The sequence below is a fragment of the Paraburkholderia sp. BR10936 genome (assembly GCF_040965735.1).
Taxonomy (GTDB): domain Bacteria; phylum Pseudomonadota; class Gammaproteobacteria; order Burkholderiales; family Burkholderiaceae; genus Paraburkholderia; species Paraburkholderia nodosa_A.
In genome coordinates, this window is record NZ_JBFRCM010000010.1 from 240,030 (window position 1) to 262,823 (window position 22,794).

General features: G+C 67.1%; 17 protein-coding genes. 9 read left to right on the top strand and 8 right to left on the bottom strand.

Going from position 1 to position 22,794, the window contains the following annotated elements:
• Positions 1 to 9 precede the first annotated feature (9 nt).
• From bktB to AB4Y36_RS22020, 3 genes are all read left to right on the top strand, one after another.
• Positions 10 to 1,194, top strand: a complete 1,185-nt coding sequence (bktB, locus tag AB4Y36_RS22010; RefSeq protein WP_368616228.1) for a beta-ketothiolase BktB — start codon at positions 10 to 12, stop codon at positions 1,192 to 1,194.
• A 66-nt stretch (positions 1,195 to 1,260) separates the two neighbouring features.
• A complete protein-coding gene (locus tag AB4Y36_RS22015) occupies positions 1,261 to 1,866 on the top strand; it encodes a hypothetical protein (RefSeq protein ID WP_368684050.1) in 606 nt (201 codons plus the stop codon).
• 101 nt (positions 1,867 to 1,967) lie between these two features.
• A complete protein-coding gene (locus AB4Y36_RS22020) occupies positions 1,968 to 3,173 on the top strand; it encodes a cystathionine beta-lyase (protein WP_069268117.1) in 1,206 nt (401 codons plus the stop codon).
• Between the two features lie 81 nt (positions 3,174 to 3,254).
• On the opposite strand, the gene serB is transcribed toward AB4Y36_RS22020, so the two are convergent.
• Positions 3,255 to 4,094 (bottom strand): phosphoserine phosphatase SerB, encoded by an 840-nt coding sequence (gene serB, locus AB4Y36_RS22025; RefSeq protein WP_368616230.1) that lies wholly within the window; start codon positions 4,092 to 4,094, stop codon positions 3,255 to 3,257.
• A 470-nt stretch (positions 4,095 to 4,564) separates the two neighbouring features.
• Between serB and ligD the strand changes: the two genes are divergently transcribed.
• Positions 4,565 to 5,512, top strand: a complete 948-nt coding sequence (ligD, locus tag AB4Y36_RS22030; RefSeq protein WP_368684051.1) for a non-homologous end-joining DNA ligase — start codon at positions 4,565 to 4,567, stop codon at positions 5,510 to 5,512.
• 304 nt (positions 5,513 to 5,816) lie between these two features.
• On the top strand, positions 5,817 to 6,386 hold the full coding sequence (locus AB4Y36_RS22035) for a DUF6013 family protein (RefSeq protein WP_069268114.1): 570 nt from the start codon (positions 5,817 to 5,819) through the stop codon (positions 6,384 to 6,386).
• A gap of 69 nt (positions 6,387 to 6,455) precedes the next feature.
• On the opposite strand, the gene fetB is transcribed toward AB4Y36_RS22035, so the two are convergent.
• A complete protein-coding gene (fetB, locus tag AB4Y36_RS22040; RefSeq protein ID WP_069268113.1) occupies positions 6,456 to 7,268 on the bottom strand; it encodes an iron export ABC transporter permease subunit FetB in 813 nt (270 codons plus the stop codon).
• The gene (locus AB4Y36_RS22045) at positions 7,265 to 8,011 is read right to left on the bottom strand and encodes an ATP-binding cassette domain-containing protein (protein WP_368684088.1); all 747 of its coding nucleotides are present in this window, start codon (positions 8,009 to 8,011) and stop codon (positions 7,265 to 7,267) included. The genes fetB and AB4Y36_RS22045 overlap by 4 nt, the downstream gene beginning before the upstream one ends.
• A gap of 130 nt (positions 8,012 to 8,141) precedes the next feature.
• Between AB4Y36_RS22045 and AB4Y36_RS22050 the strand changes: the two genes are divergently transcribed.
• Positions 8,142 to 10,703, top strand: coding sequence for an AsmA family protein (locus AB4Y36_RS22050; protein ID WP_368684052.1), 2,562 nt, complete (start codon positions 8,142 to 8,144; stop codon positions 10,701 to 10,703).
• Between the two features lie 82 nt (positions 10,704 to 10,785).
• Here AB4Y36_RS22050 and AB4Y36_RS22055 read toward each other — a convergent pair whose 3' ends face one another.
• Positions 10,786 to 11,286, bottom strand: coding sequence for a hypothetical protein (locus tag AB4Y36_RS22055; protein WP_028206958.1), 501 nt, complete (start codon positions 11,284 to 11,286; stop codon positions 10,786 to 10,788).
• Positions 11,287 to 11,801: 515 nt separating this feature from the next.
• On the opposite strand from AB4Y36_RS22055, the gene AB4Y36_RS22060 reads away from it, so the two are divergent.
• From AB4Y36_RS22060 to AB4Y36_RS22070, 3 genes are all read left to right on the top strand, one after another.
• Positions 11,802 to 13,454, top strand: coding sequence for an ATP-binding protein (locus AB4Y36_RS22060; RefSeq protein WP_368616233.1), 1,653 nt, complete (start codon positions 11,802 to 11,804; stop codon positions 13,452 to 13,454).
• A gap of 75 nt (positions 13,455 to 13,529) precedes the next feature.
• A complete protein-coding gene (locus tag AB4Y36_RS22065; RefSeq protein ID WP_342945710.1) occupies positions 13,530 to 14,030 on the top strand; it encodes a response regulator in 501 nt (166 codons plus the stop codon).
• A 110-nt stretch (positions 14,031 to 14,140) separates the two neighbouring features.
• On the top strand, positions 14,141 to 16,138 hold the full coding sequence (locus tag AB4Y36_RS22070; protein ID WP_368684053.1) for a response regulator: 1,998 nt from the start codon (positions 14,141 to 14,143) through the stop codon (positions 16,136 to 16,138).
• Between the two features lie 78 nt (positions 16,139 to 16,216).
• On the opposite strand, the gene mscL is transcribed toward AB4Y36_RS22070, so the two are convergent.
• The 4 genes from mscL to mfd form a co-directional block, all read right to left on the bottom strand.
• Positions 16,217 to 16,663 carry a large conductance mechanosensitive channel protein MscL gene (gene mscL, locus AB4Y36_RS22075; RefSeq protein WP_069268109.1) on the bottom strand — a complete coding sequence of 149 codons (447 nt, stop codon included), beginning with the start codon at positions 16,661 to 16,663 and terminating at the stop codon, positions 16,217 to 16,219.
• Between the two features lie 177 nt (positions 16,664 to 16,840).
• The gene (locus tag AB4Y36_RS22080; protein ID WP_069268108.1) at positions 16,841 to 17,851 is read right to left on the bottom strand and encodes a threonine/serine dehydratase; all 1,011 of its coding nucleotides are present in this window, start codon (positions 17,849 to 17,851) and stop codon (positions 16,841 to 16,843) included.
• A gap of 21 nt (positions 17,852 to 17,872) precedes the next feature.
• Positions 17,873 to 19,096: an acetylornithine deacetylase gene (argE, locus tag AB4Y36_RS22085; RefSeq protein ID WP_368616234.1), complete on the bottom strand. Its 1,224-nt coding sequence runs from the start codon at positions 19,094 to 19,096 to the stop codon at positions 17,873 to 17,875.
• Between the two features lie 184 nt (positions 19,097 to 19,280).
• The gene (gene mfd, locus AB4Y36_RS22090) at positions 19,281 to 22,760 is read right to left on the bottom strand and encodes a transcription-repair coupling factor (protein WP_368684054.1); all 3,480 of its coding nucleotides are present in this window, start codon (positions 22,758 to 22,760) and stop codon (positions 19,281 to 19,283) included.
• Between the last annotated feature and the right edge of the window lie 34 nt (positions 22,761 to 22,794).

Below are 22,794 nucleotides of genomic sequence, written 5' to 3' on the forward strand. Positions count from 1 at the left end.
AGCAAGACTATGGAACGCGAAGTAGTGGTGGCAAGTGGCGTGCGCACGGCAATCGGCGACTTCGGCGGTAGCCTGAAGGACTTCTCGCCGACGGATCTCGGCGCGCGCGTGGTGCGCGAAGTGCTCTCGCGCGCGAACGTGGAAGGCGACGCGGTGGGTCACGTGGTGTTCGGCAACGTCGTGCACACGGAGCCCAAGGACATGTACCTCGCGCGCGTGGCCGCCATCAACGGCGGCGTTGCGCAGCACGCGCCGGCCTTGACCGTGAACCGCCTGTGCGGCTCCGGCCTGCAGGCGATCGTTTCGGCGGCGCAAACCATTCTGCTCGGCGACGCCGATATCGCGATCGGCGGCGGCGCGGAAAACATGAGCCGCGCGCCGTACTCGATGCCGGCCGCCCGTTTCGGCCAGCGCATGGGCGACACGCAGCTCGTCGACATGATGACCGGCGCGCTGCACGACCCGTTCCAGACGATCCACATGGGCGTGACGGCGGAAAACGTCGCGAAGAAGTTCGGCATCACGCGCGAGGCGCAGGACGCGCTCGCGCTCGAATCGCATCGCCGCGCCGAGCGTGCGGTCGTCGAAGGCCGCTTCAAGGATCAGATCCTGCCCATCTCGATCAAGTCGAAGAAGGGCGAAGTGCTCTTCGATGCCGACGAGCACGTGCGCCATGGCGCGACGCTCGAGGACTTCTCGAAGCTCAAGCCCGTGTTCGCGAAGGAGAGCGGCACGGTGACGGCGGGCAACGCGTCGGGCATCAACGACGCGGCCGCCGCGGTGCTGCTGATGAGCGCGGACGCTGCCCGCGCGCGCGGCGTGAAGCCGCTCGCGCGCCTCGTCTCGTACGCGCACGCGGGCGTCGATCCGGCGTACATGGGCATCGGCCCCGTGCCGGCCACGCAGAAGGCGCTCGAGCGCGCGGGTCTCGAGGTCAGCGACCTCGACGTGATCGAAGCCAACGAAGCCTTTGCGGCGCAGGCCTGTGCGGTGTCGCAGGAGCTCGGGCTCGACCCGGCCAAGGTCAATCCGAACGGCTCGGGCATCTCGCTCGGCCATCCGATCGGTGCGACCGGTGCGCTCATCACCGTGAAGGCGCTTTATGAACTGCAGCGTATCGGCGGCCGCTACGCGCTCGTGACGATGTGCATCGGCGGCGGCCAGGGTATTGCGGCCATCTTCGAACGGATTTGACGCCGACTCGTGACGCGCGGCTCGCGGCTCGCGCAAGGCCGCTGCGCAAGTGAAGGAAGGATGCAGATGGAAGGATTGACGCAAGCAGAGCGGCCGCCGCGCGCGGCCGCCCGACAGCGCAGCGCCAGCAAGGCGCGCGGCTGGATCGTGGCCGTGGCCGCAGCGGCCATGGTCCTCGCGCTGCCGATCGCGGCGCACGCGCAGGACGCAGGCACGCAGCCGCCGGTCAAATCCACGCTCAAGCCGAACCCCGAGTTCGCGAAGCTGCCGCAATACGTCGGCACGCTCGGCAAGCGCCAGATCGTCATGCGCCTTGGTGCAAAGGCCGGCGACGACGACCCGACCGGCGTGCATGGCGAATACCAGTTCACGGACACCGGCGAGGTGATCCTGATCGCCGGCGATCGTGCGGACGCGACGCTCGAAGCCGAAGACTCGGACGACGGCACGCATATCACCGGCAACTGGGTGGGCACGTTCGCCGAGGACGGCTCGCTTTCGGGCGACCGCATGGACCCGGACGATTCCCATCCGGTGCCGTTCGATCTGAAGCCGCTCGCGGCGGGCGCCGCGGCTCCGGCCGTCTCGACCGGCGCGGCGAGCGCGAGCGCGTCGACGTCGAACGGCGCACATGCCGTGAACGGCGTGAGCAATCTCATCCTCGGGCAGTAAGCGCCGCTGCGGGTGTTACTCTTCGGTATGCGGCGTTGCGCGCGCCATCGCGCAAGCCGCGCGCCGCAACGTCATCGCGCCTCAACCGAATACGCTCCGACATGACCAAATCCGACTCCAGCCGCGCATTGCAGACGCGCATCGTTCATCCGCAAGACGACCTCACGCCCGGCTTCGAGTCGTTCGCCGCGCCAGTCACGCGGGCGTCGACCGTGGTGTTTCCCGACCTCGCTTCGGTTCGCGCGCTCGACTGGCGCAACGACGCGCAATGGCGTTACGGCCTGCACGCCACGCCCACCTCGGCCATGCTGCAAAAGCGCATCGCCGAGATCGAAGGCGGCGAGCATGCGCTGCTGCAACCCTCGGGCCTCTCGGCCATCTCGAACGTCTACTTCGGACTGCTGAAGTCGGGGGACGATGTGCTGATTCCCGATAACGTCTATTCGCCGAACCGCGACCACGGCGATTGGCTCGCGCGAGACTTCGGCCTTACGGCACGCTATTACGATCCGATGATCGGCGCGGGCATCGCTGAGCTGATCCAGCCGAACACGAAGCTGATCTGGCTGGAAGCGCCCGGCTCGGTGACGATGGAAGTGCCCGACGTGCGCGCGATCACCGCGGCGGCGCGCGCACGCAACGTCGTGACGGCCATCGACAATACGTGGTCGGCGGGCCTCGCTTTCAGGCCGTTCGAGCACGGCATCGACATCTCGGTGCAGGCGCTCACGAAGTATCAATCGGGTGGCAGCGACGTGCTGATGGGCGCGACCATCACGGCCGACCGCGATCTCTATCTCAAGCTGAAGGCCGCGCGCATGCGGCTTGGCATCGGCGTCTCGGTCGACGACTGCTCGCTCGTGCTGCGCGCGCTGCCGAGCATGAAGGCGCGCTTCGAGGCGCACGACCGCACCGCGCTCGGACTCGCGAGCTGGCTCAAGACGCGCCCCGAAATCGCGGTGATGCTGCATCCGGCGTTCGAAGACTGCCCGGGTCACGAGTTCTACAAGCGCGACTTCACGGGCGCGGGCGGTCTCTTTTCCGTGGTGTTCGACGAGCGCTATAGCGCGGCGCAGATCGACACGTTCTGCGAGTCGCTCGAACTCTTCGCGTTGGGCTGGAGCTGGGGCGGGGCGCATAGCCTGGCAATGCCGTACGACGTCGGTTCGATGCGCACGGCCGAGAGCTGGCCGCATCGCGGCACGCTGGTGCGTTTCTACATCGGCCTCGAAGACGAAGCCGATCTGCGCGCCGATATCGAGCGCTCGCTGGCCAGGCTCGCGGAAAAAACAAGCACGCCTGAATAACCTGCATAAAGCCACAACGGCCGCTCGCGTCCACAAGGACACGAGGGGCCGTTGGCGTATCTGCCTGCCGCGAAACCCGAATCAGAACAGACGCAGCAAGCCGTCGAGCCCGACGAAGTTGAACGCGACGCTCGCCGCCTCGCGTACCACGGGCTTGGCGCGGAACGCGACCGACAAACCGGCCACGCCCATCATCTTGAGGTCGTTCGAGCCGTCACCCATCGCGATTGCGCGGCGCGGGTCGATGCCGATTTCGGCACAGGCTTCGACGAGCGTACGCGCCTTCACGTCAGCGTTGACGATCTCGCCCGTCACGCGACCCGTGAGCTTGCCGTCGACGATCTCTAGCGTATTCGCGCGCGTGTAGTCGAGCCCGAGACGCGCTTTCAGGCGCTCGGTGAAGAACGTGAAGCCGCCGGAAACCAGTAGCGTCTTCAGCCCCGCGGCCTTCGCGCCCGCGAGCATCGGCTCGGCGCCCGGCGAGAGCTGCAGGCGTTCCTCGTACACGCGCTCCAGCGCGCTCGCGTCGAGCCCCTCGAGAAGCGCCACGCGGCGTGTGAGGCTTTCGTTGAAGTCCTTGATCTCGCCGCGCATCGACGCTTCGGTAATCGCCGCGACCTCGGCCTTCAGACCGCAGAAGTCGGCGATTTCGTCGATGCATTCGATCGTAATGAGCGTCGAGTCCATGTCCATTGCCAGCAGGCCGAAATCGGCGAGCGTGCGGCCGGCGTCGACGAACGCATAGTCGAGCTGATGCGTGCCGCAGTAGACCTCGAGGTCGGCGCGCTGGGCCGGCTCGGCGTTCTCGATGCGCAGCGCGTGGGCGTCGATCGGCGCGAGGCGGCTGCCGCGGGCGAGGCCGAGGAGCGGCTTGTGATGGACGGTGTCGAGCGGGGCGGGACTCTGGATGACGAGGTTCATGGCAGGACGGGCAAAGCCGACGCGCGGCGTCGTCGGATCGATCGGATGAATAAGGGCGCAGTCGCGCGTGTGCGTGCAAGACCTCGCAGTGCTCCCTGCAATGCGCGGCAAAGCCCGTCATTGTAACGTCCCGCCGACCGCTGCGGTCGCCTGCGCCGCCCGTCGCGTTGGCGCGCCTGGCGGATGCTTCCCTGTTTTTGGCGTGCGTTTGCGAACACCTTACAGCGACGAAAGCGCCCATTCGAGGCACAATGAAAGTTCGTGCGGCGATCCGACGGGGGCGGCCGCCGCGTGCCGTCAACCGAACGTGTCGCGACTCGCGTCGCGCGATGCGTCATGTGCGCCAAGGCGCCAGGGGAACCGGTATGCAGGACGCTCGCAAGGCCCCAACCACGACATCTGCCCGAACGCCGCGCGGCGAGCGGGCCCCGACATCGGACGCCGCCGCACCGGCCACGCCTGGCGCGTCCGTGCACCGCTTGCCTCGTAGCGCACGGCCCCGGCGCGACGACTCGGCCGACAGCGAAATCGACGGCATACGCATCACGAGCGCAAGGCGCGTCATCGATGCGGACAGCGGCACGCACAAGCTCGAACTCGTCCGCTACTACGAGCGCGCCGCGCGCTGGATCCTGCCGCATCTGCGCGATCGCCCCGTGTCGCTCGTGCGCGCACCACGCGGCTTGAGCGGCGAGATGTTCTTTCAGCGCCATCGCGCTCGCGCCCCGCTGCCCGAACTCAGCGAACACGAAGGGCTCGACCCGGGCCATCCGCCGCTGCTCACGATCGATACGGCGCGAGCGCTGATCAGCGCCGCGCAGATGGATGTCATCGAGCTGCACACGTGGAACGCCTGCGTCCACGACATCGAGCGGCCGGATCGGGTCGTGTTCGACCTCGACCCCGATCCGGCAGTGGGCTGGGACCGCATGATCGAGGCGGCGCAGTCCACGCGCGCCTTGCTTGCGGAACTCAGGCTGGAATCGTTTTGCAAGACGAGTGGCGGCAAGGGGCTGCATATCGTCGTGCCGCTCACGCCGGAGGCGGGCTGGGACGACGCGAAGGCGTTCGCCCGTGCGATTGCGCAGCATCTGGCCTCCGTCTGGCCCACGCAGATCACGGCCACCATGGGCCCCGAACACCGCAAGAAGAAGATTTTCGTCGACTATCTGCGCAATGCGCGCGGGGCGAGCACGGCGCTCGCGTATGGCGTACGGGCGCGGCCGGGCCTGGGCGTGTCCGTGCCGATCGGCTGGGACGAACTGGAGGCGACGACGGGCGGCGCGCAATGGACGCTTGCGACGATCGACGCGCGCCTCGCGCAGATCGGGCAAGCCGACCCCTGGGCCGCCTATGGGCGCGTGCGCCAGACGTTGACGGCGGAACTGACGCTGGGTCTCGAAACCGCCGGCAAGTAGCGGCACCAGGTGAGGGTTGGCGCGTGCCGTGTATGCATGGCGAGTCGGCGATGCAGACGACGCCCGGCGCCAGCCGCGCGTCGTCGCACGGCAAGCAAATCGCTCGCGATGACAAGCAGGATAAAACCTGGTCCGCTCGATGCATGTGCTCGGCGCAAGGCGGCGCGCAGCGCGCTAGACTGCTAACAGACCATCCGCCGCACGGGAGCGGAGCGTCGTACCTCGCGTTTTCGCGGCTCGCCGCGTTCGTTGCGTACGCCGCTTTTCGCTCGCGGGCGCGGCCGTTCCCGCCAGGAGGTGACGCATGCCTTGCCGCAGCTCCCGCCATACTCGCCGCCGCCACGCGGCGCTCGTCCAGTTTGTCCTCGCCGCTTCCTGCGCGATCGCGCTGCCGGCACTCGCGGCCACGCCGATCACGGTCACCTCGAAGGCCGCAACCGACGGGCCGATCCGCTATACGGTTCGGGTCGCGTCGAAGGCGTTCGGCGACGCCCAGGAGACCCGCACGCTGCGTTCAGGCGATACCGACGACTTCACCTGGCGGACCACGCCGCCGGGCGGCGCGGTCGCGACGCCGCAAGGCTGCCCGGACTACGCTTCGTTGCCGCTCGACGCGAACGGCGCGATGGTCCGGCAGACCCAGTTGCGTCTTGCGCCAATCGTCGCGAGCAATGGCACGGCCACCGTGCAGGTGAGCTTCCGCGCCCAGGCGCCGCACGGCACGCAATCGGTGTCGAGCAACGGCGCTTCGATCACGTGCCCCGCCGTGGTCGCGCATAGCGAAGTCGCCCACCTTACGATGCCGACCAATGGCACCGCGAAGACGCTCAAGCTCGGCGACGGCACGCAGATCACCATCTCGGCGCAGCGCTAGGGCGCGCCTTGAGCGCGGGATGGCCGGCGAGGCGCACAACGCGCGCCGGCCGCGCACGGCGCCCCGGCGTTAAGCGCGTGCCTTGCGCTCGATGAGCCGCGCAGCGAGAAAGCGATGCTGGGGCGAGAAGAGGCGCCGGTACGCGAGCAGCACCGCGCCCACCGTGCCGAGTGCCGACGAAGCCGCGATCAGGAACATGATCACGATCTGATAGCGCACGGCCTGTAGCGGCGATTGCCCCGCGAGCACCTGGCCCGTCATCATGCCGGGCAGGCTCACCACGCCGACCACGGCCATCTGGTTGAGCGTCGGAATCATGCCGGCGCGCACGGCCTCGCGGGCGCTCGCCTGCGCGGCTTCCCAGCGTGTCGCGCCGAGTGCGAGCGCGCTCTCCACACGATCGCGCCGCGCGGTCAGCTCCTGCATCATGCGCTCCACGCCGAGCGACACCCCTGTCAGCGTGTTGCCGAGAATCATGCCTAGGATCGGAATCGCATATTGCGGCTCGTACCACGGCCGGATGCGGATCACCACGAACAGCCCGACCGCCGCGACGAGCCACGCGCTCACCCAGATCGACACGATGCTGTCCGCACGTTGCCCGCCATAGGTGCGCGCGCCGCGCTGCGCCCCTGCGAAGCCCGCGATCAGCGTCATGAGTGCCATGAGCGGCAGCACGACGTACCAGCGGTTGAACGCGAACACCCAGCCGAGCACGTAGCCGATCGCAAGCAGCTGCACGACGGTGCGCACGGCAGCCCACGCCAGCTTGCGTTCGAGATCGAGCTTGAGCAGCACGGAGACCGCGCCGTTGACGAACACGAGCAGCGCCGCAATGGCGACGTCGCCGATGCCGAGGTTCTGCAGCACGCCCGGGCTCATTGTGCGGCTCCCTGTGTGAATGCCGCGCGCGTGGCGGGTTCTTCGAGCACACCTGCACGCATCGCCAGATGCCGCGCGCCTACGCGCTGTGCCTGGGCGGGATCGTGCGAGACCCAGACCGTGGCGCGCGCCGTGCGCGCTTCGTCGAACCAGCCCGCGACGAGTGCTTCGACGGCGCGCGCCGATTCGGGGTCGAGAGACGCGGTCGGCTCGTCGAGCAGCAGCGCTTCGGGGTCGAGCTGGAGCACGCGCACGAGCGCCACGATCTGCGCTTCGCCGCCCGAAAGCTCGGAGGTGTCGCGCGCGAGGAAGTCGCTGGAACGGCCGGTGGCGGCGAAGAGCGCGCCGACGCGTGCCGGGTCGAATCGCGCGTCGCGGTATACCGCTAGCGTATAGGGGTAGCGCAGATTGTCCTCGACGCTGCCGTCCAGCAGCGCGGGCCGCTGCCGCAGGTACGCAATATGCCGCCGATAGTGGACAATGCGCCCGCGCGTGACCGGTTCGCCATGCCAGCGCACGTCGCCGCCGTCGAGCGGGTCGAGCAGCGCGAGCGCGCGCAGGAACACGCTCTTGCCGGAGCCGGACGGTCCCGTCAGCACGGCGCGCTCGCCCGCCCGCAGGGCGAAATCGGTGGGCTGCAGCAGCCACTGGCCGCGTTGCGCATCGCGCCGGGCGACCCGGTGCGCCTCGACGAGCGGCGCGCCATCAGTTTTGGGCGGGGGAAGCGGGTTGTGCTTGAGCATCGAAAGATTGCAAACAGGGTCGGCATACAGATCGTGCGAGGCAGACATGCCGATGTAACCGGGCACGCTGACTGCTCTTGCGGTATTGCAACATAGCAGGCCATACAACAACGCATAACGTGGAGTACGCATGACGTCATCGCAGCCCAAGCCTTTCCGCCTTGGCCGCACGCTCGCCAGGATCATCGCATGGCTCGCCGCGGTTGTCGTCGTGTTGATTGTCGTGCTCGTCGTTTTCATCCTGACATTCGACTGGAACCACGCCAAACCCTACGTGAACGAGAAGGTCACCGAGGCCATTGGGCGGCCGTTCGCAATCGAAGGCGACCTCAAGGTAGGCTGGCAGCGGCCGCCCGGCGAAACGGGCTGGCGCGCGTGGGTGCCCTGGCCGCGTTTTTCCGCCACGCAGATCCAGATTGCCAATCCCGAGTGGACCAGGTCCCCGCAGTTCGCCACGATCGACGAGATCGACTTCGAGGTGGCCGTGCTGCCGCTGCTCGCGCACGACATCGTGATTCCGGCGATCAATCTCGTGAATCCGTCGATCGACGTCGAGCGCCTCGTCGACGGGCGCAACAACTGGACCTTCAAGCTGCCCGCCTCGAGCGGGCCGTCGACGTGGCGGCTCGACCTGCACGACATCACGTTCGCGAGCGGCAATATCGCCGTGAGCGACCAGCAGACGAAAACCGACGTGAAGATCGGGGTGAGCCTGCTCGGCCACGGCATCCCGATCGGCAAGGTGATGGAGGAGCAGGCAGCGGCGTCGCGCCGGGGCTCCGAGCAGGTCATCGGACGTGCGGGCGCGAACCGGCTGACCCAGCAGGTCAACAAGGAGCAGGCTTCGGAGGCGGCGGCCGCCAGCGCGGCCAGCGAGGCGAGCGGAGCGGCGGCTTCGGGCGTGCCGGCGGCCGCGAGTGTTGCCGGCGCAACCACGGGTACGTCGAGCGCAACAAGCGCGCCCGCAGCCGGCTCCCAGTCGCTCGCCGCGAGCGGCGCCAGCGGCGCTGTGGTGGGCTCGGGCGCGGCGCCCGCGCAGCCGCCCGTGAAACAGCCGTTTTACGCGATCGGCTGGACGATCAAGGGCACGTATGGCAAGACGGCGCTTTCGGGCGATGGCAAACTCGGCGGCGTGCTCGCCCTGCAGGACGCGAAGCGTCCGTTCCCGATCCAGGCCGACGTGCGCGTGGGCGACATGCACATCGCGCTGGTCGGCACGGTCACCGACCCGATGCATCTGGCCGCCGTCGATCTGCGCCTGTGGCTGCAGGGGCAAAGCCTGGCGCATCTCTACAACCTCACCGGCGTGACGTTGCCCGAAACGCCGCCGTATGCCACCGAAGGCCGCTTCGTCGGCAATTTCAAGCGCGGTGCGAGCGTGTTCCGCTATGAGAACTTCACGGGCCGCGTCGGCGGCAGCGATCTGAACGGCACGGTGGTCTACGAACAACGCACGCCACGGCCGTTTTTGTCCGGTCAGCTAGTGTCGAACCTGCTGCAGTTCTCGGATCTCGCGCCGATCATCGGCGCCGACAGCAAAGCGAGCAAGGAAAAGCGCGGCGACACCGTGACCCAACCGGCCGATCGCGTGATTCCGGTCGAGCCGTTCCGCACCGACCGCTGGAACGCCATCGACGCCGACGTCAAGTTCACGGGCCGGCGCATCATCAAGCAGGGCAGCCTGCCGGTTCAGGATCTCTACACGCACGTCATGATGACGAACGGCGTGCTCGTGCTCGACCCGCTGCAGTTCGGCGTGGCAGGCGGCACGTTCGGCACGCGGCTGAACCTGGACGGCGGCGGCGCGCCGCTCAAGGCGCGCGGCACGCTGGAGGTGCGCCACCTGAAGCTCAAACAGCTTTTCCCGAACTTCAAGACGATGCAGTCGGCGCTCGGCGAGATCAACGGCGACGCCTCGCTCACGGCGACCGGCAACTCGCCGGCGGCGCTCGCTGCGACCTCGAACGGCGAGGTGAAGCTGCTCGTCACGCAGGGCACGATCAGTATGCTGCTCATGGAGGCGGCGGGCCTGAACGTGGCGAACGTGGTCTACGAAAAGCTGTTCGGCTCGCGCGACGTGAAAATCAACTGCGCCGCGGCCGATTTCGTCGCCACCAACGGCGTGCTCGATCCGCGCGTGTTCGCGCTCGACACCGACGACGCCGTGATCGACATCGACGGCCCGATCGATCTGCGCGACGAGTCGATGAACATGAAGGTCCATCCGCATACCAAGGGCTTTCGCGTTTTCACGCTGCGCTCGCCGCTCTACGTGAAGGGCACCTTCAAGAACCCGCACGTGGGCGTGGATGCGACGGCGCTTGCGCTGCGCGGCGGGGCGATGATCGGGCTCGGGCTGATCAACCCGTTCGCTGCACTGATTCCGCTCATCGCACCGAGCAACAACAAGCCGCTGCCGTGCGACACGCTGTTCGCGCAGATGCATCAGCATCCCGTGGCGCCGCCGCCGGGCCAGAAAATGCACGCGCTGCCGAAGCCCGACCTCGGCAGCGCCGGCACGGGCGCGAGCGCCGCTGCGGCGACTGACAAGGCCGGCAAGGCTGATAAGGGCGATAAGGGCGATAAGGGTGACAAGGGCGCGAAAGCGGGGCCGGCCACGCGCAACGCGCCGTCGCCCGCCTCGGCGGGTAAGCCGACGCAAGGGCAGGAGCCGCTCTACAAGGGAAGCTGACTCAGGAGGCTTAGGCGGAAAACCACTGCGCCGGGTCAATCGACCGGCGCAGTGGCATGGTGAACTTCGTTGGAAGCGCGCCCTAGCGCAACGAGCGCGGTGCAGTGTCGCCGGCGGCGTCCTGGCGGCGCGTCACGCGCCGTGTGGTCATGGTCGGACGCGCTGCGCCGAACTCGGGCAGGACCCGGCCGCGCGCGCGGCTCGCGAACACCAGAAAGCCGAAGCCGTCCGCCTCGTACCAGTAACCGCCGTTTTCGAGGCCTTCGATCGGCTGCTCGAGCGCGTGAGCGATCGATTCGATGCAGCGCTTGCGCAACTCGCTCGTGCCCGGATAGGGCGGCTGCGCACCGCGCACGCTGCACAGGAGCACGTCGAGCCCCGGCAGGATATGCGCATAGAGCACGGGCTCGTCCTGCGCGCGCGCACGCGCGATCTTGGTATCGAGTTGGCCGAACGGTTTGAAATGACTCAGCACGGCGAGAAATGACTCATCGCCGTCTGCCTTGACGCGTTTGCGCTTTTTCGGGAAGGACATAAAAATTCGCCTGAAAAAGGTGGATTGCAGTACACGCAGCGTTCCCATGCGACCACTCCCGGACTGGTGCGCCGCACGTCGATCCTTTATAGCACACGGATTTGCAGTGTTCATGAGGATAGAGATGGGGACGGTCCGCTTTGACGGCGCGCGGACCGCCTGAAGCGATCCGGCCTGCGCGGCGCGGTTTGCTGCCCCTGTTTCAAAACCCTCATCGCGTTCGCAAACGCCATGCCGGATCGCACGTCGCGCTCATGTAGATATCCCGGCGCTCTCTCGCTTGTCTCCGTCTCAATAATAGACCTGTGTGTGCGCTCGGTGTGGCGAATTGCCGCAAAAAAGCGGGTTTTCCACGACGGGAGGTGTGGGGTGCCACATACATTGTCATCCTGAAAAATCGCGCAGATAATGTTGCGGTTCTGGTGCCCGCGGTTGCCCCAGGGCGCCCTCAGCCAACTGGCATCGCGAGGGCGCACTCGGCGCGAGTACTTGCAAAACGCATTGCAAAAAGCATGGCGAAAAGCACGGCGCGCCGCCCGGACCCGCCACCGAACCGGACCGACATGAAACTCTTCGCCAAGGGGCTCTTGCTGATCGCGATTCCGAGCATCGTCGAACTGGCGCTGCTCGGCGTCGTGTTCGACACACAGGGAAAGGCCGCGCTCGCGGCCAAACGCGCCGAGAACACGCAGCAAATCCTTTGGCAAGCCAACAGTCTCGTCGACCCGTTGCTGCGCGAAGCCGCGCGCGTGCGCACCGGCATCGTGCTCGAAGACCCTTCCTTCATCGATCGTCACGCCGTCTGGACCGAGTTCTCCGATCGCATCACGCTGCTCGCGCGCATGGTCGCCGACAATCCGCCCCAGCTCGCGCGCGTCGAGCGCATGCGCGACGCCGCCTATGCATGGCGCAAGGAAGCGGGTGATATCGCCGATGCGCTGCGCACGGGGCATAGCGCGCCGTTTGCGCGCGCGGCGGCCAACGGCATGCCGCCCGAGATCGAGACGGTGCGCGAGGTGCTGGGCGAGTTCATCGCCGAGGAGACGCGGCTCGACGAGGCCCGCGCGGCGATGCTGCGCGAGACGCGCGAGCGCCAGCAGGACGCGCTGATTTTCGCCGTGGTGGGCTCGATGCTGATCTGGGCGTTCACGGCTATGGCGTTTGCGCGCAACGTGGGTGCGCGCCTCGCCGCGCTCGGCGCGAACGCCGAGCGTCTGGGCGATGGGGCGCCGCTCGCGCCGCCGCTCTCCGGCGACGATGAAATCGCGGCGCTCGATGCGGTGCTGCATCAGACCAGCGCGCGTCTGCGCGTGGCCGAGCGCGAACAGACCGCGCTGAAGGCGCAGCTGCAGGCGCGCGCCGCGGATCTCGCGAGCGCCAACGAGCATTTGCGCCAGGAGAGTCAGGACAACGAGATGTTCATCTACAGCGTGTCGCACGATTTGCGCTCGCCGCTCGTGAACCTGCAGGGTTTTTCGAAGGAGCTGCAGGTATCGTGCGACGACTTGCGCACGCAGGTCGAGGCGGCGGGGCTGCCCGAACACGAATATCGCGCGATGGCCGAAGTGCTCGACGGCGATGTCGACGAATCGCTGAAATACCTGCGTCAGGCGGTGGCGCGCGCGGCGGCCATCATCGACGCGCTGCTGCGCATCTCGCGCGCCGGACGCCTCGAATACCGCTGGCAGCGCGTCAACGTCGCGCGGCTCGTCGAGCGCGTGCTCGGTGGCCTCGCCGAGGAACGCACGAAGGCCGCGCGTATCGAAGTGGGCGAGTTGCCGCCCGCGTGGGGCGATCCCGCCGCGCTCGAGCAGATCTTCGGCAACCTCATCGAGAACGCGCTGCAGCATCTCGATACCGCGCGCCCGGGCCGGGTCGAGATAGGCGCGCTGGAGGCCGGCGCGCAATCCGCCGGCGAACCCGGCAAAAGCGCGGGAAAGGACCCCGGAAAATCAGCGGGCGGAGCGCCTGGCGAACGTACGCGGACTTATTTTGTGCGCGACAATGGCGTCGGTATCGCGCAGGCGTATCTGCCGAAGCTGTTCCGCGCCTTTCAGCGGCTGCACGGCGGAGAATCGCCCGGGCAGGGCACCGGCCTCGCGCTCGCCAGGCGGATTGCGGAGCGGCATGGCGGGCGCGTCTGGGTCGAATCGACTGAGGGCGCGGGCTCGACGTTCTTCGTCGCGCTGCCGGACCAGCCGTTGCGTACCACATAGCGGGTATCCTGGCCCGCTGCGCGGCAAGCTTTCAACAAGCCTTAAAAAATTCATGCAGGTCGTAGGAGAGTCGAGATGACGAACGGGGAACAGGTCAGCATCGTGCTGATCGAAGACGACGACGGGCACGCCACGCTGGTCGAGCGTAACCTGCGGCGTTCGGGGATCTCGAACGGTTTTCTGCGCTTTCGCGACGGCCAGGAGGCGCTCGATTATTTTTTCGGCACCCCGGGCGATCACCCGGCTGCGCACGCGAACTGGCCGTCGCGCGACACACTCGGCAATTTTGTCGTGCTGCTCGACCTGCGTATGCCACGTGTGGACGGCTTCGAAGTGCTGCGGCGCCTGAAAGCGGAGTCCGCCACGGCGTCGGTGCCGGTGATCGTGCTCACGACCACCGACGACCCGCGCGAAATCGAACGCTGCTATGAGCTCGGTTGCAACGTGTACATCACGAAACCGGTCGAATATGACGCGTTCATCGAGGCCGTTCGCCGGCTCGGCTTCTTTCTCCAGGTCGTCAAGCTGCCGCCGGGACATCGCTTCGTTCAGCCCCGGCCGGGCGGCGCCCGATAACGCACTACGCATGCATCAAGCATGGATTCATCACGCATTGGCAATCGAATGGAACAACGGCGGCAAGAACGGCGGCAAACCGGACCCGTGCCCGAAGGGACGCTTCGCGCATGACTGAGGAACCCACGATGCTGGACGGCGCGCGCGTGCTCGTCGTCGACGACGACGAAGGCATCCTGCGCCTCGCACGCAAATCGCTGCTGCGCGCCGGGGCGCGCGTGGACACCTGCACAGGTGTCGGGGAGGCGCGCGCGCTGCTCGCCGTGCAAACGCCCGACGTGCTGGTGCTCGACTATCAGCTCGACGGCGCGGAAACGGGCCTTGACTTCTTCCGCCGTCTGCGTGCCGACGACGTGCGCGTGCCGGCCATTCTCGTGACCGGTTTCACCGACGAGTCCCGCGTGATCGCCGCGTTGCGCGCGGGCGTCTCGGACGTGGTGCCGAAATCGGGTGACTACCTCGACTATCTGCCTGAAGCCGTCGCGCGCGTGCTATCGCAGGTCGCGCTGCAGCGCGCCTCCGACGAAGCGCTGCTCCTGCGCGACCGCGAAGAGCACTATCGCACGCTCTCCGAAGCCTTGCCGCACCTCGTGCTCACCTGCGGCGCGGACGGCAATTGCGACTTCGTCTCGAAGCAGTGGCTCGACTACACGGGTCTCGACGCGGGCCAGTCACACGGTCTCGCTTGGCTCGACGCCGTGCATGCCGACGACCGCGAAGAGATTCGCCACACCTGGCTCAAGGCCGTGAGCAGCGGCGCCGCCGATTATCGCCACGAATTGCGGATTCGCCGCCACGATGGCGCTTATCGATGGTTCGATGTCCGAATCGTTCCGATGCGCGACCCGCGCGGCGGCGTGAACAAATGGTTCGGCAGTTGCACCGACATCGACGCACAGCGTGAAGCGACCCAGGAGCGCGAGCGCCTGCTCGCCTCGGAGCAGGCCGCGCGGCAGACCGCTGAAGAAGCCAACCGCGCGAAAGACCGCTTCCTCGCCATGCTTTCGCACGAGCTGCGCACGCCGCTCACGCCGGTGCTCGCGGGCACGCGTCTGCTGGAGCAGATCCCGGGCCTGCCCGATGCGGCGCGCGCGGGCGTGCTGATGATCCGCCGCAATATCGAGCTCGAGGCGCGTCTGATCGACGACCTGCTCGATCTCACCCGCGTGGCCAACGGCAAGCTGAGCCTTGCGCTCGAGACCGTCGATGTCCACGAGGTGATCGAGGCCGTGCTCGAGCTCTTCCATAGCGAAATCCAGATCAAACAGCAGGACGTCCACGTCGATCTGCGCGCGCAGCAGCATTACGTGCGCGGCGACCGTGCGCGCCTGCAGCAGATGCTCTGGAACCTCGTGCGCAACGCCGCGAAGTTCACGCCAGACGGGGGCCACATCTACGTGCGCACGCGCGACGAGCGCATGCAGGTAGAGATCGAGGTCGAGGATACGGGCATCGGCATTGCGCCCGAGCAAATCGGCAAGCTCTTTCATGCCTTCGAGCAAGGCAGCCACAATCTCACGCGCCAATTCGGCGGACTCGGTCTAGGCCTTGCCGTGACGCGGGCGCTGACCGAGGCGCACGGCGGTAACGTGAGCGCGAAGAGCCCCGGCGCGCATTGTGGCGCGACCTTCACGATCGTGCTGCCGACTGCGGCGCGAGGCGAAGGGGCGGCCGCGACCGCCGAGCTGCGCGGGCGGCACCCGGTGGGCGCGATGAACATCCTGTTGATCGAAGATCACGAGGACACCGCCGAGGTCATGTCGCAACTGATGCGCGCGGGCGGCCACGAGGTGGCGGTGGCGGGCAGCGTGGCCGGCGCGCTCGCGCTCACGGCCAGCATGGCCTTTGACCTCGTGGTGAGCGATATCGGCCTGCCGGATGGCTCGGGCATCGACTTCATCCGGGCGTTTCGTGCGCAATCAACGGCGCCCGCCGTTGCGCTCACCGGCTTCGGCACCGACGACGACGTGCGACGCAGCGTGGAAGCGGGCTTTACCGCGCACCTCACGAAGCCCGTCAACTTCGAGCAGCTCGAACGGCTCATTGAAGAGGCCGCAGCGGCGCGCAGCGCGGCGGCCGAGTCCGATTCCGCCGCGCCTCGTCCCTGACGCTGTCTCGATCCGGGCACAAAAAAGCCCGCGCGACCTTGCGGCGGCGCGGGCTTTTGTCTGGGCGCTCGTGCGGGCTTAGCGCGGATTGTTCTGCAACGAATCGCGGATCTCGCGCAGCAGCAGCACGTCTTCCGGCGTGGGCGGCGGCTCGGCGGGCGCGGCGGCTTGCGGCTGGCGCAGCTTGTTGATGAACTTCACCATCAGAAAGATGATGAACGCGAGAATGACGAAGTTGATCACCGCGGTAATGAACGAGCCATAGCCGAACACGGCCACGCCCGCGGTCTGCAGATCCTTGTACGACTCGGGGTTGCCTTTGTAGCTGGCCGGAATATGGCCGAGCCGAACGAACATGTTCGAGAAGTCGAGGCCGCCCGTGATCACGCCGATGACCGGCATGATGAGGTCTTTCACGATCGAGTTGACAATGCTCGAGAACGCACCGCCGATGATCACACCGACGGCGAGATCCATCACGTTGCCTTTGACGGCGAATTCCTTGAACTCCTGGACGATGCTCATGAGCGGGCTCTCCCTGAATGGTGCAGCACGGGGCTGGGGTCAATACGGCGTATTGGCGCAATCATAGCGAACGCATCCGTATCGCGGTAGCAATTTGACATTCCCTGACCTTTTGACGGGGACCGGCGACGGAGTCCCGGCGAACGCATGCGGCGTGCCCACCGCGCGTGCGCTGAGTTAGCGCGCAAGCGAGATCTGCTGGTGAAAGGTCGCTGGATCGGTGTTGGTGCCACACAGCAGCACGCCGACGCGTTTGCCTTGCAGCGTGTCGCGCAGCGGCCCGAGCAAGCCCGCCGTGGCGGTGGCGCAAGCAGGCTCGACGGCGAGTTTGAGTTGCTCGAAGAGCACGCGCATCGCGCTGCGCAAGGCGTCGTCGGAGACCGTAACGACGCGCTCGAGATGACGGCGGCACAGCGTATAGCTGTATTGCTCCGCATGCGGCGCCATGAGCGAGTCGGCGATCGAGTGCATGTGGGTCAGGCGCACCGTATGGTTCGCGGCGAAGCTGCGCGCCATCACGTCCGCGCCCTCGGGCTCGACGCCATACACGTGCACGCGGGGATTCGCGAGCCGCAGCGCGGTGGCGACGCCCGCTGCGAGCCCGCCGCCGCCGATGGGCACGACGACCGCGTCGAGATCGGGCGCCTGGGTGGCCCATTCGTAGCCGAGCGTGGCCGTGCCGAGCACCGTGCGATAGCCGTTGAAGGGATGCACGAAATAGCGTCCCTCGTCGGTCTCGATACGGCGCACGATCTCGAACGCCTCGCTGCTGTTGCCCGCCACGACGATTTCTGCGCCAAAGCGCTTGCACTGCGCGACGCGTGCCGCGCTCGCGGAGCGAAAGAGCACGACCTTCGCGCTGATGCCAAGGCGCATCGCCGCGTACGCCACTGCAATTGCGTGATTGCCGCCCGAAACGCACGTGACGCCCGCGCTGCGTTGCGCGGCGTCGAGGGCGAGCAGATGCGTGAATGCGCCGCGCACCTTGAAGGTGCCGCTCGACTGCAGCAGCTCGAACTTGAAGTTCACGAGTGTCGCTTCGAGCGTGGACAGATCGTGGCGGTCGAATACCGGCGTGCGCAGCACCCACGGCGCGAGCGCGAAATGCTGCGAGGCGATCTCGTCGAGCGTGGGGATCGCCTCACCGTCGATCGTGTGACTGGTGGGCAGCGGCGCGGCGGTGGACATGATGGAGCGCGTCCGACGTGGTTACTGTGCGAGGGCTTCGACGGACATGCCGTGCACGAGCTTGCGCAGGAAACCTTCGCAGGCCGCGAGCTGTTCGAGCGAGACGTATTCGTTCGGCTTATGCGCCTGCTGGATGTCGCCGGGGCCGCACACCACGCTCGGAATGCCCGCGCGTGCGAACAGGCCCGCCTCGGTGCCATAGGCCACCTTGCGTCGCGCCTGATCGGCAGTGAGCGCGCGCACGAGCTGCGTGATCGCGGCCTGCTCGGTGGCGTCGAGGCCGGGGGCGGCGGCGATCTTCGTGAACTCGATTGCGCCCACCGCGTGCTCGCGCTGCATCTTCGGCACGAGCGTTTCGCGCGCGTACTGCTCGATGCGCGCGAAGATCGTGTCGGGATCGAGCGTCGGCAGATTGCGGAACTCGAACGCGAAGCGGCATTCGGCGGGCACCGTGTTGATCGCGTTGCCGCCTTCGATCGTGCTCGTCTGCGCGGTCGTGAACGGCACGTCGTAAAGCTCGTCGAACGGACCGTTCGCGCGGAACTCGTCGGCCATGTCGCGGATGTAGCAGATGAGGCGCGCCGCGTACTCGATCGCGTTCAGGCCGCGCGGCGTGAGCGACGAATGAGCGGCCTGCCCGCGCACGCAGCACTGGTACGCGTTGATACCCTTGTGCGCGACGATGGGGCGCATGCTCGTGGGCTCGCCCACGATGCAGCCTTCAGGCTTCACGCCGCGCTTCACGAGTTCTTCGATCATGAGCGGCGCGCCTACGCAGCCTACTTCCTCGTCGAACGAGAGCGCGAGGTGCAAGGGCTTGGCAAGCTTCGTCTGCTGGATCTCAGGCAGGAGCGTGAGCGCCGCGCCGATGAAACCCTTCATGTCGCAGGTGCCGCGGCCATAGAGCAGCCCGTCGCGAATCTCGGGCTTGAATGGGTCGCTGTCCCATTTCTGGCCGTCCACGGGCACCACGTCGGTGTGCCCGGAGAGCACGATGCCGCCGTTCGTTTCGCCGTTGTGCGCGGGGATCGTGGCGAACAGGTTGGCCCATTTGCCGTCGCGGCCATAGGTGAGCGTCGATTCGATGCCGCGCGCGCGCAGATCGTCGCGCACGGTCTCGATCAGGCCGAGATTCGGATGGCGGCTGACCGTATCCATCGAAACCAGACGGGTGACCCAGGCAAGCGAGGCGGGAAGGGAGGCGGAAGGCGTGGACGACTGCGCTGTTTCAGCGGCGAGGGACATGTTGGACTCCAGCTTGCTTGTATTCTTCATCTTACCCAAAAAGAATACGGCAAGCCAAAGCCGCGAGCCGTATGGCGTCCCACGCAGCGGGCAACTGCGCTGCGCATGGCGCGCTGCAGCATGACGTGAAAACGCCCGCGCAGAGGGCAATCCGCGCGGGCGTCCGAAGATGATGAAAAGGCGTTCAGCGCGATGCGCCAGCGCGATTGGGCGCACCGAGCGCGCGCAACGTCTCCTTCACGGTCGCCACGCGTACCGCGAGATCGGGGCTGCGCGTTTCGATGCGCAGCTTGTCCTGCCCCGCGAGCTTGATGTGCTTGTGCTTCTGCACCATCTCGATGATGCGCATGGCGTCCACGGGCGGATTCGGCACGAACTGCAGGCCGATGACCGCTTCGCCCGCATCGATCTTCGTGATGCCGAGGGGCCTGGCCGCCAGACGCAGACGGTGCGTTTCGATCAGCGCATGCGCTTGCGCGGGCATCTTGCCGAACCGGTCGATCAGCTCTTCCTGAATGCCGTCGATCGAATCGTCGTGCTCGCAGTTCGCGAGCCGCTTGTAGAGCGACAGGCGCTCCTGCACGTCGCCGCAATAGTCGGCGGGCAGGATGGCGGGCGCGTGCAGGTTGATCTCGGTGGTCGCCGCGAGCGGCGCGTTGAGATCGGGCTCGCGGCCGTCTTTCAGCGCCTTCACGGCGTCGTTGAGCATGTCCGTATACAGCTGGAAGCCGATCTCCTGGATCTCGCCCGACTGCTTGTCGCCGAGCACCTCGCCCGTGCCGCGAATCTCGAGGTCGTGCATCGCCAGATAGAAGCCCGAACCGAGTTCCTCCATCTGCTGAATGGCTTCGAGCCGGCGTTGCGCCTGCTTCGTGAGCCCTTGCGGATCGTGCACGAGCAAATACGCGTACGCCTGGTGGTGCGAACGCCCGACACGGCCGCGCAGCTGGTGCAGCTGCGCGAGGCCGAACTTGTCGGAACGGTGGATGAGGATCGTGTTCGCCGTCGGCACGTCGATGCCGGTCTCGATGATCGTCGTGCAGAGCAGCACGTTCGCGCGTTGCGCCACGAAATCGCGCATCACGGCTTCGAGTTCACGCTCGTGCATCTGGCCGTGCGCCACGGCGATGCGCGCTTCCGGCACGAGCGCTTCGAGCATCGCACGGCGGTTCTCGATGGTCTCGACCTCGTTGTGAAGGAAGTACACCTGACCGCCGCGCTTGAGTTCGCGCAGCATGGCCTCGCGAATCACGCTGTCTTCTTCGCGGCGCACGAACGTCTTGATGGCGAGGCGCTTTTGCGGCGCGGTCGCGATCACGGAGAAGTCGCGCAGGCCTTCGAGCGCCATGCCGAGCGTACGCGGAATCGGCGTGGCGGTGAGCGTGAGCACGTCGACTTCCGCGCGCAGCGCCTTGAGCGCCTCCTTCTGACGCACGCCGAAACGGTGTTCCTCGTCGATGATCACGAGCCCGAGGCGCTTGAACTGTACATCGGACGAAAGCAGCTTGTGCGTGCCGATCACGATATCGACGCTGCCGTCGTTGATCTGCTGGATCGAGCCGCTCACTTCCTTGGCGGACTTGAAGCGCGACAGCTCGGCGATGCGCACGGGCCAGTCGGCGAAGCGGTCCGTGAAGGTCTGCGTGTGCTGCTCGGCGAGCAGCGTGGTGGGCGAGAGAATTGCCACCTGCTTGCCGCCCATCACGGCGATGAACGCCGCGCGCAATGCCACTTCCGTTTTGCCGAAGCCCACGTCGCCGCAGACGAGGCGGTCCATCGGCTTGCCGCTCGTCATGTCGCCGATGACCGCGGCGATCGCGGCGGCCTGGTCCGGCGTTTCCTCGAAACCGAAACTCTCCGCGAACTTGACATAGTCTCGCGGCTCGAGCGCGAACGCGTGGCCCTCGCGCGCGGCGCGGCGTGCGTAGAGGTTCAGGAGTTCGGCGGCCGTGTCGCGGATCTGCTGCGCGGCCTTGCGGCGCGCCTTTTCCCACTGGCCCGAACCGAGCGCATGCAGCGGCGCGCTATCGGGATCGGCGCCGCTGTAGCGCGAAATCACATGCAGTTGCGATACCGGCACGTAGAGCTTGCTGCCGTTCGCGTATTCGAGGTGCAGGAACTCGGTGTCGCCTTCGCCGAGGTCCATCGTCACGAGACCGTGATAACGGCCGATGCCATGCTGCGCGTGGACCACCGGATCGCCCACTTTCAGCTCGGAAAGGTCGCGCACCATCGAATCGACGTTGCTCGCCTGTTCCTGGCGACGGCGCCCGGCGCGGCGCGCGAGCGGGCCGTAAAGCTCGGTCTCGGTGATGACCGCGAGTTCCTCGCCCGGCAGCGAGAAGCCCGTGGAGAGGGGCGCTACGCCCATCGTGAAACGCTCGTCGCCGGTGAGCCAGTCCTCGAAGCTGTCCGCGCCCGCGGGGCGCAGATGGTTGTCGGCGAGCAACTGCGCGATGGTTTCGCGCCGGCCCGCCGATTCCACCGCGAACAGCACGCGGTTCTTCGTCGTTTCGAGGTACGTGCGCAGTGAAGCGAGCGGGTCGTCGGCGTGGCGGTCGATCGCGAGGTTCGGCAGCGCCGTGGCCCAGCCGCCCGCGCTCGTGGCGGGCAGCACGAGACGTGCGAACGGCTTCGCGAACGTGAAGAAGTCCTCGTCGGTCAGGAAGAGTCGCTGCGGCTCCAGGATCGGCCGCTCGCGGTCATGCGAGAGGAAGTTGTGGCGCTGCTTCGTGTCGTTCGTGAAGCGGCGGATCGAGGCGTCGAGGTCGCCCGAGAACACCAGCTGCGCGTTTTCCGGCAGGTAGTGGAAGAGCGTGGCCGTTTCTTCGAAAAAGAGCGGCAGGTAGTATTCGATGCCCGCTGACGGCACGCCGTTGCCCATGTCCTTGTAGATCGTCGCGCGGCTCGGGTCGCCCTCGAACACCTCGCGCCAGCGGCTGCGAAACGCCGTGCGCGCGGCTTCGTCGAACGGGAATTCGCGGCCGGGCAGCAGGCGCACGTCCTTCACGGGATAGAGGCTGCGCTGGCTGTCCGGATCGAACGCGCGGATCGAGTCGACCTGGTCGTCGAAGAGGTCGATGCGGTAGGGCAGCGGCGAGCCCATCGGAAAGAGGTCGATGAGCGAGCCGCGCACGCAATATTCGCCCGGGCGCACCACCTGGCTCACGTGCTCGTAGCCCGCGAGCGTGAGCTGCGACTTGAGCTTCGCTTCGTCGAGGCGTTCGCCCTGCGAGAACGAGAACGTATACGCCGCGAGGAACGAGGCGGGCGGCATGCGGTAGAGCGCCGTGGTGGCCGGCACGATGAGAATGTCGCAGCGGCCTTCGCCGAGATCGTGCAGCGTCGCGAGGCGCTCGGAAACGAGGTCTTGATGCGGCGAGAACGTGTCGTACGGCAGCGTTTCCCAGTCGGGCAACAGGCGCACGCGCGCCTCGGGCGCGAAGAACGGAATCTCCTGGGCGAGGCGCTGCGCGTCCACGGCGCTCGCGCAGATCACGGCCAGCAGCGGCGCACGGGCGGCGCTGGCGCGCGCGGCCTCGCGGTAGCGGGCGATCAGGAGCGCGTCGGACGAGCCGTGCGTGCCATCGAACGCGTAGCGCTGGCCCGGCTTGACGACGGCAACGGGGGACGGGGATTGCGAGGAAGCGGCGATATCGGACATGGGCAACAGGGTGGCCGACGTTTGTGTCGGCGCT